This window comes from Gordonia jacobaea, from assembly GCF_001186365.1.
GTDB lineage: Bacteria > Actinomycetota > Actinomycetes > Mycobacteriales > Mycobacteriaceae > Gordonia > Gordonia jacobaea.
In genome coordinates, this window is record NZ_LDTZ01000025.1 from 1 (window position 1) to 12569 (window position 12569).

The following is a 12569-nucleotide window of genomic DNA, read 5'->3' on the forward strand; positions in this document are numbered from 1 at the left end:
ATCGGTAAGGATCACGCCGACGCTCTAGCCAAGGGGCCGGTAAAGATCGAATCCAGATCGGCGGTCACGGACACGTAGTCGTGACTCATAGTTTTTTTCTTAGTTTTCATTTGTCAAAGAACTTCCTTCCCCGCATAACGGGGAGACTTGTCTACAGTGATCCGATGCGGCACCTGAATCCTGTGCCTGGTTGTGCTCGTTTATCCGGGGTCCGGTCTGTCTCTCGCGGAATCCTGCGGTCGAACGGGTCAAAACGTATCACACGAATTTTTGACAAAAGCACAAGAATCGTGCAGCGCACGCTACGTTGGCCGTCATTTCAAGGTGCCAATGGGCATCAAAGGGAACGTTTGGGAATCTCTGGGAACACCGCCGCACGAGGTTATTGTGACTGACATCACAACTTTGGCGCGCGGGTGTATCGATCCCCTTATGACGCCTCACAGACCAACAACCGACTGAGACTCAGCCCAGCACATTGCGCACAGCCTCATCCCAAGACCTGCCCAACTTTGCGTAACGCTCCGTCGTCGCAATCGACTTATGGCCTAGCAACTCCTGTACCTGCTGAATCGGCACACCCGCCTGCACAAGCCAAGATGCAAAGCTGTGCCTCAAATCGTGAACACGAACATGCCCGACCTTGCGCTCCTGGCGCCCGACCTTCACCGACGCAACCCGCGCCGCAGCATCGAGACGCTTTGCGAACAAGGCCGAGTCGTACGGCAGCCCCGCAGCATTCGCCACCACAAGGCCACTACGCGGCGTCGGCACGTTCACGCACGGAAGACTCGGCGGCTCTCCAAACCCCACCGCCGCCAACCTGCCAGCAAGCAACTTCCCCAGCGTTGCACCAATAGGTACAGACCTAGCCGCGTGCCCCTTGGTCGCCTTCAACGACTTATCAGCACGGTCGTACGCCAAGACCACATCAACAGTGTTGCGCTCCAAGTCGACCCGCTCCCATGTAAGACCGACCGCCTCCGACCACCGCATTCCCGTCCCGATCAGCAAGTCGAAGATGAACTGGTCGAAACCGATGAGCACCGCGCGAACAGCGTCGGCCTCCGCACGAGTCAGGAAGCGTTCAGGCGACGGGTCCGGCTTCGGAACGTCGACACCTCTGCACGGATTGACGGGAGCCTCACCCCGTGCGCCAGCCGGAATCATGCCCTTGTCCAGTGCCAACCGCATCACCGACGACAGGAGATTGACGTGCTTTTGAATCGTGGAAGCGGCGAGCTTGTCGCTCCGCATATCAGCCACCCACTGCTGCACGTCGGGCCTAGAAATGTCCTTCAAAGCAACATCACCCCAACGGGGCGTCACACGGTTGTCGAGCTTGCTCTCGTCCTGCTTGCGTGTCGTCGGCTGCACGATCCGCTGCGCCCACCACGTCGGCAAAAACTCTGAGAACGTGACGGTGCCAAGGCTGTCAGGGTCGTTACGAACCCGCTTCTCCGCAAGGTCCGCCGCCAATAACGCGTCCGTCTTCCGACCAAACGTTCCCGCCGACCGTTGCTTCCCGTCGCTGTCCCGGTACATGCCGCGCCACTTCTTGGACGGGAGTTGCGTTGCCCATGCCATCCGCCAAGGATACGTGCGCGTGCAACACGGTGACAGTGCGTGGTGTGTTCGTGTTGCAACCCACGTTCCAAGGCGTGCCGATCCATGCTTATCCGTACGCACCCGCACCGATCCGACACGCCGTTCTAACAGGGATTTTATGGGTCAATTCCCGCATCTCCCGACCGTGCTGTATGTTGTCGCTTGAACGGTCTTCTAATCCCTAGGTCGCAGGTTCGAGTCCTGCCGGGGGCACCAAAGACCGTTCAGAAAGCAGTCTTGGTGAACGGATGTCTATCGTTGACCCGCATCCACGCGGCTCCGATCGTCTGCGCGGGCCCTGGTCAACCTTGCCCCGCTTCCCAAACAATGCGCATCCGCCTCACCTTCGGATGGTGTGCCGCATGAAGCACGACACCGTACACGGTTACCTCAACACCACGTCTCAGACGCCCTCGAACATCCGCGACAGGTGGGACGCAACCGATTACAAAGGCACTCGGCGACACGCCGCCACGTCCGACACTGACGGAGGTGAGCAATGAGCGCCGCCGCGCGCCAAACTTTGAATTTGGATTCAGGGCTACAGATTCGAATTTTCGTCAGAGGCAACATATACGGTCGCCAGCATGCAACCACCCTCTGACCCCTTTGCAAAGCTTGCGATCCTCGCAACCTACGGACGAATAGTGACACGAGCTAAGCAAGCTTCAGACCTCAAACCATGGGGGTTGACTCGTCGTGTACCCGACCGGGGAAGCATTCTCGCCGAGGATGATCTACGCGCCTTTGAGCTGATTCCAGAACTCGAAGACAAGTTCCTTGTATCCAGCACAGCAGTCTTCCCCGCAATGGCCGCGACCGACAACATATCTGCTATTGCCCCGCTACTCCCTCACATCAGCAATTCAACCAGCCTGCACTCCAACGCTGTGATGAATCTCTGCCGCACCGCGATGGAGTCTGCCGCCCGCACGATCTGGCTGCTGAGTCCCAAAGACCGTGAGACACGTCGACAACGCACTACCTCACTTGCTGGGAAGGAATGGCATGAGCAGACCATCTACTTCGCCCACGCAGCGAACCTACACAAGGGAAGAATCAGCCCTGAGGCCGAGACACAACGCGCCGAACACGCTGCGCAGTCGATGCAGTACCGCGATATCGCCGAAGCTTCAACAACCATCGGCTTCGACCGACCAACTAAAGCGATCGAACTTGCTGGCGGGTGGATCGACGATAATCCCCCGGCGCACGCCCGCCAGGAAGTAGCAAAGTTCGGCGTTCAGCAGCTTGCGCAGGCCACCTACTGCATCACGTCGAGCACCGTACATGGGTACAAATGGGTACACGAACACGTTGGCGACGATGGACGGGGACTGTTTAACAGCTTGGCGGACTCACTAGCAGTCGCTCTCGTGATGACTGAAAGCGCCATCGCGCTGTTCGAGGCGCAATCAGCAGGAGAAGTCCCTAGCAACTACCCTCGTCCCATCTATCCGGATCGCTTGGAACGGACGATCCGCGAGTGGTCAAGGGCTTACCTAGATGAATAGTGTGCTGCCACTTGCCGCGCCGATTGTTTAGGAGACCTGGTCTCCAGGCGTACTTTCGCCTTTATTGCCGCGGGCCGCGACTGCGCGGACCACAACTACCCGACGCAGCACAGCGGACGGGATGGTGCAGCTCTGAGGCGCCTAATTCCGGTCCCTTCGAGGCGGTATTTTTCACATAAGTGCGCTAACAGCGCGCAGTGATCCATTCGATCTGAATCGGAGGCAGAGTGCCTGCACCATTTGTCGTACTCATCCGACGAGCTTGCCATGGCACCGATGTCGGTATCGACAACGCTGCCGACCGGGATGAAATTCGATTGCACCGCGACGCAACGCTGATAGCGTCATCGACTGATGTCTGAGCAGATCCCCGCCGCACAGTGGCACACCCGTACCGAAACTCCGGCCGACGTGCCGACTGTCCGCGAGATCACCCTCGCCGCGTTTCCCACCGCGGAGGAAGCCGAGATCCTCGACGGCCTACGGCGTGACCCCGCGTGGATCGACGGACTGTCGATCGTCGTCACCGACGAGTCGGGACGCGTCGTGGGCCACGGCGTCGCGACCCGCGGCTTCGTCGACGACTCTCCGGTCCTGGGATTGGGGCCGGTGTCGGTGCTTCCGCAGTTCCAGAACCGCGGCGCGGGCAGCGCAGTCAACCGTGCACTCCTCGAGGCCGCACGGCAGATAGGCGAACCACACGTCGTCGTGCTCGGACACGCCGACTATTATCCGCGGTTCGGGTTCGAACGCGCATCGACGCACGGGATCACCGTCCCGTTCGACGCCCCCGACGACGCCGTCATGGCGATGACACTCGACGAGGGCAAGCCACTTCCGCCCGGAGTCATGCACTACGCCGCGCCGTTCGGCGTGTGAATCATCTGGACGGACAACACCTTTCGACTAGGCGCCGCGCGCTCCCGCAGTTCCTCGCCACCCGCCGATGAGGTGAATGGTGTGATAGATGAGCAGCGCACACACCGCGCCGATCGCGATGCCGCCGAAGCTCACGTCGCCGATGGTCCAACTGAAGTCTGCGATCGCGATGATCAGCGGAATCGCGGCGGTGAACTGGTTGATCGGTCGGGAGAAGTCGACGCGGTTGGTCACCCAGATGTGCACACCGATGATGGCGACAAGGCCATAGAGCGCAGTGGTGATGCCTCCGAGGACCCCGGAGGGAACCGACGCGATCACGGCACCGATCTTCGGACACAGTCCCAAGATGATCGCCGCGGCAGCGGCGACCCAGTACGCCGCAGTCGAATACACCTTGGTCGCAGCCATGACACCGATGTTCTCGGCGTAAGTCGTGGTCGCCGACCCTCCGCCCGAGCCTGCGATCATCGTCGACAGTCCGTCGGCGAACAACGCCCTGCCCATCCGGTCGTCGAAGTTCGCTCCGGTCATCATCGCGACGGACTTCACGTGCCCGATGTTCTCGACCACCAGCACGAGGACCACCGGTAAGAACGTCGGGATCACCGAGAGGTGGAACGTCGGGGTGTGAAACTCGGGCAGGCCGATCCAACTCGCGGTATGTATGGCGCTGGTGTCCACCTCGTCGCGAATCAACGCCACCACATAGCCGATCACCACGCTCAACACGATGGCGAGTCGTCCGAGCAGTCCACGCAACAACGCGATCGACAAGACCAGCAGCACCAGGACGATCGTCGCGGTCACGGGCTGCTTCTCGAAGTTCGCCTTTGTCGACGGCGCAAGGTTGAGGCCGATCAACGCCACGATCGTTCCGGTGACGATCGGCGGCATCACGAGGTCGATCCACCGAACGCCCGCAAAGTGCACAATGACGCCGATCAAGGCGAGCAACGCACCCACCACGACGATCCCGCCGAGCGCCGACGATTGCCCATTCGACGCCGTGGCCGCGAGTACCGGCGCGATGATCGCGAAGCTCGAGCCGAGATAGCTCGGCAACCGATTACCCGTGATGATCAGGAACAGTGCGGTACCGATCCCCGAGAACAACAGTGTTGTGGCGGGCGGGAATCCGGTGAGCACCGGGACGAGGAACGTCGAACCGAACATCGCGACGACATGCTGCAGGCCGATACTCACCGTCTTCGGCCACGACAGCCGCTCCCCCGGTGAGACCACGTCGTCGACGTCGACGCGCGTCCATCCCATGTTGTCTGCCAGTCGTCGCGACGTCGTGGTGGCGCCGGAGCTCCCGCGCTCGCTCCCTCCACCGTTGTCGCCGTCGCCCCTTCCGCTATCGCCACCGCCATCACGAGTTTCGTCGTTACGCACGAGAATCAGTCTGCGCGATCACGGAGCGCGACGCCGGGTTTACCGGCATACCGGGACCGGCGACCGCACCTAGCCGGGCACCGATCAGACCGGTAACCCACTGTCGGACAGCACCTTTGCGTTGACAGCCGCCTCCCAGCGTCGCCGCAGGGCGCGGTCAGCGAAGCTCCATAGTGTTCTCCTCGTCGGCAACGCCGCCGGCAGGAAGTCACGAAGGAGAACCCATGCCTATCAATAACGGGCCGCAGCAGAACAACAACGGCCCGCGACAGGCCCCTGCCCCGCAGCCGCCGCGTCGCCGTCGTCGGCAGCGCTTCTGGAATCCGCGCGCACACCGCTGGGACTGGCGCTGGGTCTACTGACCTTCCGGCCCTACGGGAGCCGACACGGACGTCCGACGCCGCCAGGCGTGCCACCGACGCCCGCGTCGGCTCCTGTTCTCATGCCCGCTGACTCCCGTGCCCGCCGATTCCCATGCCTACCGATACAGAAGGACGTTCGATGAACGCGCGACAAGCTTTTCGACGCTTCTCTCCCGCAGTACGTGGCGAGGCCAGACGATTCGCACTCGCGGGAACTCTGCTCGGCATCGCCGCGGCATGCGAGGTGGTTGCCGTCTTCGTGCTCGCAGACGTCATCGACGGCGCGCTCGACTCCAACAGCGTCACGACGTTCGCGCGCCTTGCGCTCATCTGGCTCCTCATCACTGCAATCTCCTGCGGCGGAGACTATTTCGGCCAGGTCGTGTCCGTCGGCATCTCCGAGCGGGTGGTGCTGCGGCTGCGTGACCAGCTCTTCGACCATGTGCAACGCCTTCATCCTGTGCAGCACCGACGGCTGGGTCTTGGCAACCTCGTCACCCGACACACCGGCGATCTCGAAGCAGTCGAGTACCTGATCGGGACGGGCGTGATGCAGTTCGTGATCGCGCTGGCCCACACCATCGGGCTGGTCGTCGCGGCGCTCATCATGAGCTGGCAGGTCGCGCTCGTCGCTCTGGCTGCGGTCCCGGCGCTATGGGGTCTCTCGGCGTTCTTCGCGCGTCGGCAGGAACGCGTCACCCGCGACGAACGCGGCGCCAACAGCGACATCGCCGACTCCGTCGAAACCGCACTCCTCGGCCACGAGACGGCCGTCGCCTACAACCAGCAGGGACGTGAACACGCTCGACTCCACCGGCACGGAGTCACCTGGATGAGCGCCCGCCTGGCGCAGACGCGCGTCGAGGCCGGACTCGGCGGCATCTTGAGCTTCGGGCAGGTCGTGGTCACGCTGGCCATCGCGATCGTGGGCGTCTGGCAGGTCCGTCAGGGCCAGCTCAGCGTCGGCGGCCTACTCGCCCTCACCGGCTACCTCGGGATGCTCTATCCCAAGATGCAGGAGCTCGCCGACATCCGGATCGCCATCGCATCGGCGGTGATCAGCGCCGAGCGAGTTGCCGAAGTCCTCGACATCGCACCCGTCGAACGCGTCGAAACCCCCACGGCCCGCACGTCGGTCCGAACTCCACTACGTCCGACGACTCCGGTCGGTATCGCACTGCGCGACGTCACACTCGCGCGCGAACACCAGACGGTCCTCGATGCCGTGGACCTCGACCTCGCGCCGGGCACCATCACCGCACTGATCGGACCGAGCGGCGTCGGAAAGTCGACGCTGGCGTCGCTGCTGTGCCGATTCGAACATCCCGACTCCGGGAACCTGAGCATCGGCGACGTCGACTACGACGACCTGACAGGCGCTTGGATTCGCGATCACATCACGCTGCTTCCGCAGCAGCCGATCATCAAGGGCGCCAACATCTCCGACAACATCGCCTACGGGCGGCCGGACGCGACGCGAGAAGAGATCATCGCCGCCGCGGTCGCCGCCGACGCCGACGAGTTCATCCGCAGGCTTCCCGACGGCTACGACGCCCGGCTCGACGACGGCGGCCTCACGCTCTCCGGTGGTCAACGGCAACGTATCGCGATCGCCCGTGCGATGCTCCGCAATACCCCCGCGCTCATCCTCGACGAACCGACGTCAGGTCTCGACGCCGCGACCACGAGCCGGATCCTCGACCCCCTCCGGCGGCTCGCCGACGGCCGCACCACGCTGCTCATCACGCACGACACTCGGGTCACCGCGATCGCCGACCGCATCGTCGAACTCCGCGACGGGCATCTCTACGACCTGACGCGGTGGATGGAACCCGAGAACACACCCGCGTGACGCGATAGTGCACGTACGGGGAAACCGCCTGCTCGATATGCAACAGGCACCCTATGCACACTATTGCATAGTGCGTAGGTGCATTGGTACGGTCGAGTCGTGGCACTCGAACACGCGATCATGGTGTCGCTCTCCGAACGCCCGGGCACCGGCTACGAGATCGGCAGGCAATTCGACCGGTCGATCGGCTACTTCTGGTCGGCGACGCACCAGCAGATCTATCGCACACTGGGCAAGCTCCACGCCGAGGGCATGGTGAGCTTCGAACCCGTCGCCCAGGAGGGCAGACCGGACAAGAAGGTCTACACACTCTCCGACGCGGGCCGTCAGGCACTGCGCGAGTGGGTTTCGTCGCCGACACCCATGCAACAACTCCGCGACGACCTCGGACTCAAGATCCGAGCAGCAGAGCACGCCGACCTCACCGACGTCATCGACGAACTCCGCAGGCACCGCGCCGAACACCTTGCGCGACTGCACCTTTACCAGTCGTTCGAGAAGGACGACTACCCCGATCCGCAGGCACTGACCGGCCGTCGCCTCCATCAGTACCTGGTACTCCGCGGCGGCGTACGCATCGAAGAAGGCTTTGTCGGTTGGTGCGACGAAGTCATCACCGCGCTCGACACCGAGCAGCGTCGAACAGCCACCGCGTCGACGCCATCCGTCGGCAACGAGTCCTGACCACCAACCCACCCCATCCCCGACGACCCAGGAGAACGCAGATGTCAGCCCCATCCGCGAATACCAGCTCGAGCCAACCGAATCCGTACTATCCGCGTCTGTTCGAGCCCCTCACCGTCGGTGGGATGACGTTGCGCAATCGCATCGTCATGGGGTCGATGCACACCGGCCTCGAAGACCGCGTGTGGGACACCGACAAGCTGGGCGCGTACTACGCCGAGCGCGCCCGCGGCGGTGCGGGCCTGATCATCACGGGCGGCTTCGCGGTCAGTCGCACCGGCCAGCTCCTGCCTTTCGCGGGCAAGATGACCAACGTGCTCGACGCCAAACGGCACCAGCGCGTCACCCGCGCGGTCCACGATGCGGGCGGCAAGATTGCCATGCAACTCCTCCAGGCAGGCCGCTACGGCTACACGCCGCTGAAAGTTGCTCCGGGAAGCGAGAATTCGCCCATCCACCCGTTCAAGAACCTGCCGATGCCCGAGACCGTCATCCGGCACGTGATCCGCTCGTACGGTCAGGCCGCGAAGCTGGCGCGTCAGGCCGGGTACGACGCCGTCGAGATCATGGGCGGCGAGGGCTACCTGGTCAACCAGTTCCTGTGCCCGCACACCAACGACCGCACCGACAAGTGGGGCGGCTCCACCGAGAACCGGCAACGGTTTCTCGTGGAGGTGATCACCGAGATCCGACGCCGCGTCCCCCGCGACTTCCCGGTCATCCTTCGGCAGTCGATCGCCGACTTCGTCAAGGGTGGACAGACCTGGGACGAGATCGCCCTCATGGCGCGCAAAGCCGAGGCGCTCGGCGTCGACGCCATCAACACCGACATCGGATGGCACGAAGCCGGAGTGCCGACCATCGTCACCTCGGTGCCGCGCGCGGCGTTCGTCAAGTTCACCGAACGACTCCGCGACGAGGTCTCGATCCCGCTCATCGCGAGCAACCGCATCAACACCCCGGAGGTGGCGGAGGAGATACTCGCCCGCGGCCGCGTCGACGCGGTGTCGATGGCTCGCCCGCTCCTGTCAGACCCCGAGTTCCCGGTGAAGGCCATGACCGGTCGCGCCGACGAGATCAACACCTGCATCGGCTGCAACCAGGCGTGCCTCGATCACGCGTTCGTCGGGAAGAAGGTGTCGTGCCTGCTCAATCCGCGTGCCGGACGTGAGACCACGCTGACCCTCGGCGCGACACGTCGGGCACGCAAGGTCGCGGTCATCGGCGCCGGACCGGCCGGACTGTCGGCCGCGGTGACCGCCGCACAACGCGGACACCGGGTCGAGCTCTTCGAGGCCGGCCCGACGATCGGCGGCCAATTCTCCATCGCCGCAAGGATTCCCGGTAAAGAGGAGTTCGCCGAGACGCTGCGCTACTACACCCGGCAGCTCGAGCTCAACAACGTCCGCGTCCATCTCGAACAGCGCGTCGACGCCGAGCACATCATCGCCGAGGGCTTCGACGAGGTGATCGTCGCCACCGGCGTCACCCCACGCATCCCCGACATCCCCGGTGTCGATCACCCGATGGTCATGTCGTACGCCGAGGCAGTCCTCGGCCACCGCGAGATCGGCAAGCGTGTCGCGGTGATCGGCGCGGGCGGCATCGGTTTCGACATCACCGAATTCCTCACCGTCGACGACTCACCCTCCCTCAACCTCAAGGAGTGGGAACAGGAATGGGGAGTCAGCGAAGACCTCGACGTTCCCGGCTTCCTCACCACGCCCCGACCGCTTCCCGCGACCCGCGAGGTCTTCCTGGTGCAGCGCAAGCGCGGCAAGCAGGGCAAGACACTCGGCAAGACCACCGGGTGGGTGCACCGGGCGAGTGTGAAAATGAAAGGCGTCGAACAGATCTCGGGTGCAACCTACGACAAGATCGACGACGCCGGACTCCACCTGAGTTTTCACGACGACGACGGCTCGGTCCGTGAGACGCGCCTCCTCGAGGTCGACAACGTGGTCATCTGCGCGGGACAGGAGTCCGTCCGCGACCTCGTCGACCCGCTGACCGTGGCGGGCATCCGAACGCATGTCATCGGTGGCGCCGACCTGGCCGCCGAGCTCGACGCCAAGCGCGCGATCCGTCAGGGCACGGAGGTCGCAGCGGGTATCGAGTAAACCGCTACCAATCGATCGACACCCAGACCGATTCGACGTACGCGCGGCCGCAAAACTGACAAGCTGTGTGGGTCGCACGTCCGTCGATCGAAGGAGTGGCATGGCGTCTCCGTTTGCCGAGCGTCGCTGGGGCTCGACGTCTAGTCCGCTGCGCGGCCCCATGACCGCTCTCGCGAAGACGAGCGTCGGCTCGTGGGTGGTGCGTCGATCGGCCGGTGTCGACCGGCGTGTCCTGCATGCCTCGAAGGGTCGGTTCACGGTGCTGGGACCGATCGGGGCTCCGACGCTGCTGTTGACGACCACCGGCGCAAAGTCTGGACTGTCGCGAACATCGCCGCTGCTCTACGCCCGCGACGGCGACGACATCTTCGTCGTCGGGTCCAATTTCGGCCAGGAACGCCATCCCGCCTGGACGGCCAATCTCCTCGCCAACCCCGCCTGCACGGTCAACACGGCAGGCGTCGAGGTCGACGCCGTCGCGACGCTTCTCGACGGCCCCGAGCGCGAACGGATCTACCGCCTCTTCGAGAGCGACGTCACCGACGTGTACTCGGTCTACCGCGATCGCACCGATCGCGAGATCAGGGTGTTCCGGCTCTCGGCGAGCTGACCGGCGCACAGCCACGCGACCAGTTCGCGATCGAGCCACTCCGGCGGCGCTACCATGACCGCCATGCCCATTGCGTCTCCTGTCGTGTCCGCGCGTGCCGTCGTCACCGGCGCGTCCTCCGGAATCGGAATGGAACTCGCCCGCGAACTCGCCCGTCGTGGACACTCGTTGATCGTCGTGGCGCGTCGCGGAGACATCCTCGAAGAGCTCGCAGTCGAGCTGCGCACGCAACACGACGTGCAGGTCGAGGTGCGACCGAGCGACCTGTCGGATCCGACTGCCGTCGAGATCCTCTCCGCAGAACTCGCCCAGCGTGAGGTCTCGGTACTCTGCAACAACGCGGGCATCGCCACCTTCGGTCCGGTCGCCGAGCTCGACGCCGACTACGAGCGCGCCCAGGTCCGGCTCAACGTCAACGCCGTGCATGACCTGACCCTCGCGGTGCTCCCCCAGATGGTTGCTCGCGGCTCGGGCGGCATCCTCATGGTCGGCTCGGCAGCTGGCAACATGCCGATCCCCAACAACGCCACCTACGCGGCGTCGAAAGCCTTCGTGAACACCTTCAGCGAGTCGCTGCGTGGCGAGGTCGGCGGTTCGGGTGTCCACGTCACCCTGCTCGCGCCAGGACCTGTCCGTACTCAGACACCGGACCCCGAGGACGCGTCGATCGTCGACAAGATGGTGCCGGGCTTTCTGTGGCACGACAGCGCGGAGGTCGCCAAGATGAGCCTGGATGCCCTGGAGCACAACAAGATGCGCGTTGTGCCCGGAACGCTGTCGAAGGCAATGTCGGTCGCGGGCGGATACAGTCCGCGAGCGCTCGTCGCTCCCATCGTCGGCACGTTCTACAAGCGACTCGGGCCAGAGTCCTAGGAACCCCGATGCCACTCGAAGAATTGCTCCGCATCGGTACGACGCGCCCGATCGTGCGGTGGGGCGACCCTGTCCTGCATACGCCTGCCCGTCCGGTGACAGACTTCGACGACGAGCTGCAGCATCTGATCGCCGACATGTTCGCCACCAATACCGCGGCACCGGGTGCGGGTCTTGCCGCGGCCCAGATCAGCGTCGACCTCGCGGTATTCGTGTACGACTGCGGCGACGAGACAGGCAGGCGACGTACGGGCGTGATCTGCAATCCCGAGCTCGAACTCCCTGAGGGCCGCGACAGGGAACTCGCGACGCTGGGCGAGGGATGTCTCTCGCTGCCGGGTGCCCATGAGGATCTCGCCCGTCCGAAGGTCGCGACGTGTCGAGGCGTCGACCAATTCGGCCAACCGGTCACCGTGACAGCGGGCGGGATACTCGGCCGCTGTCTACAGCACGAGACCGACCACACGCGCGGCATGGTGTTCGGCGATCGCCTGACCGCCAAGGCTCGCAAACGACTCTTCCGCGATGCCGGTGAGGTTACCGATCGGTATCCCGACGACTGGCCCGTGTCGCCGATGGTGTCCGGCTCGCGATGACCGGCTCTGCCTTCAGCGGGACAATTCAGGATTCTGATAGTTAGCCAAATCACACAGTGCTAGTTTCTGAGAA

11 protein-coding genes are annotated in these 12569 nt (G+C 63.9%); 9 read left to right on the forward strand and 2 right to left on the reverse strand.

Annotation, left to right across the window (positions count from 1 at the left end):
• Positions 1–465: 465 nt before the first annotated feature.
• The gene (locus tag ABW18_RS20615) at positions 466–1587 is read right to left on the reverse strand and encodes a tyrosine-type recombinase/integrase (RefSeq protein WP_049700876.1); all 1122 of its coding nucleotides are present in this window, start codon (positions 1585–1587) and stop codon (positions 466–468) included.
• A gap of 608 nt (positions 1588–2195) precedes the next feature.
• Here ABW18_RS20615 and ABW18_RS20620 point away from each other — a divergent pair.
• Complete coding sequence (locus ABW18_RS20620; RefSeq protein ID WP_152930168.1) at positions 2196–3122, forward strand: hypothetical protein; 927 nt, start codon at positions 2196–2198, stop codon at positions 3120–3122.
• A 354-nt stretch (positions 3123–3476) separates the two neighbouring features.
• Positions 3477–4001, forward strand: coding sequence for a GNAT family N-acetyltransferase (locus ABW18_RS20625; RefSeq protein WP_049700878.1), 525 nt, complete (start codon positions 3477–3479; stop codon positions 3999–4001).
• A 27-nt stretch (positions 4002–4028) separates the two neighbouring features.
• On the opposite strand, the gene ABW18_RS20630 is transcribed toward ABW18_RS20625, so the two are convergent.
• The gene (locus tag ABW18_RS20630; protein ID WP_049700879.1) at positions 4029–5276 is read right to left on the reverse strand and encodes a uracil-xanthine permease family protein; all 1248 of its coding nucleotides are present in this window, start codon (positions 5274–5276) and stop codon (positions 4029–4031) included.
• 347 nt (positions 5277–5623) lie between these two features.
• Between ABW18_RS20630 and ABW18_RS22935 the strand changes: the two genes are divergently transcribed.
• From ABW18_RS22935 to def, 7 genes are all read left to right on the forward strand, one after another.
• Positions 5624–5761: a hypothetical protein gene (locus ABW18_RS22935; RefSeq protein WP_160318061.1), complete on the forward strand. Its 138-nt coding sequence runs from the start codon at positions 5624–5626 to the stop codon at positions 5759–5761.
• Between the two features lie 139 nt (positions 5762–5900).
• Entirely contained in the window at positions 5901–7613 is a 1713-nt protein-coding gene (locus ABW18_RS20635; protein ID WP_049700880.1) for an ABC transporter ATP-binding protein, read from the forward strand.
• 99 nt (positions 7614–7712) lie between these two features.
• Complete coding sequence (locus tag ABW18_RS20640; protein ID WP_049700881.1) at positions 7713–8297, forward strand: PadR family transcriptional regulator; 585 nt, start codon at positions 7713–7715, stop codon at positions 8295–8297.
• 41 nt (positions 8298–8338) lie between these two features.
• Positions 8339–10417: an NADPH-dependent 2,4-dienoyl-CoA reductase gene (locus ABW18_RS20645; RefSeq protein WP_049700882.1), complete on the forward strand. Its 2079-nt coding sequence runs from the start codon at positions 8339–8341 to the stop codon at positions 10415–10417.
• A 100-nt stretch (positions 10418–10517) separates the two neighbouring features.
• Positions 10518–11027: a nitroreductase/quinone reductase family protein gene (locus ABW18_RS20650; protein WP_049700883.1), complete on the forward strand. Its 510-nt coding sequence runs from the start codon at positions 10518–10520 to the stop codon at positions 11025–11027.
• 54 nt (positions 11028–11081) lie between these two features.
• Complete coding sequence (gene cmrA, locus ABW18_RS20655) at positions 11082–11900, forward strand: mycolate reductase (protein ID WP_387316088.1); 819 nt, start codon at positions 11082–11084, stop codon at positions 11898–11900.
• 8 nt (positions 11901–11908) lie between these two features.
• On the forward strand, positions 11909–12496 hold the full coding sequence (def, locus tag ABW18_RS20660; RefSeq protein WP_049700884.1) for a peptide deformylase: 588 nt from the start codon (positions 11909–11911) through the stop codon (positions 12494–12496).
• The last annotated feature ends 73 nt before the right edge of the window (positions 12497–12569 follow it).

What these genes read in the sequence shown, in the direction of transcription:
- ABW18_RS20615 (WP_049700876.1), bottom strand. Translation starts at nt 1,587, where the DNA reads ATGGCATGGGCAACGCAACTCCCGTCCAAGAAGTGGCGCGGCATGTAC.
- ABW18_RS20620 (WP_152930168.1), top strand. Translation starts at nt 2,196, where the DNA reads ATGCAACCACCCTCTGACCCCTTTGCAAAGCTTGCGATCCTCGCAACC.
- ABW18_RS20625 (WP_049700878.1), top strand. Translation starts at nt 3,477, where the DNA reads ATGTCTGAGCAGATCCCCGCCGCACAGTGGCACACCCGTACCGAAACT.
- ABW18_RS20630 (WP_049700879.1), bottom strand. Translation starts at nt 5,276, where the DNA reads ATGGGATGGACGCGCGTCGACGTCGACGACGTGGTCTCACCGGGGGAG.
- ABW18_RS22935 (WP_160318061.1), top strand. Translation starts at nt 5,624, where the DNA reads ATGCCTATCAATAACGGGCCGCAGCAGAACAACAACGGCCCGCGACAG.
- ABW18_RS20635 (WP_049700880.1), top strand. Translation starts at nt 5,901, where the DNA reads ATGAACGCGCGACAAGCTTTTCGACGCTTCTCTCCCGCAGTACGTGGC.
- ABW18_RS20645 (WP_049700882.1), top strand. Translation starts at nt 8,339, where the DNA reads ATGTCAGCCCCATCCGCGAATACCAGCTCGAGCCAACCGAATCCGTAC.
- ABW18_RS20650 (WP_049700883.1), top strand. Translation starts at nt 10,518, where the DNA reads ATGGCGTCTCCGTTTGCCGAGCGTCGCTGGGGCTCGACGTCTAGTCCG.
- cmrA (WP_387316088.1), top strand. Translation starts at nt 11,082, where the DNA reads ATGACCGCCATGCCCATTGCGTCTCCTGTCGTGTCCGCGCGTGCCGTC.
- def (WP_049700884.1), top strand. Translation starts at nt 11,909, where the DNA reads ATGCCACTCGAAGAATTGCTCCGCATCGGTACGACGCGCCCGATCGTG.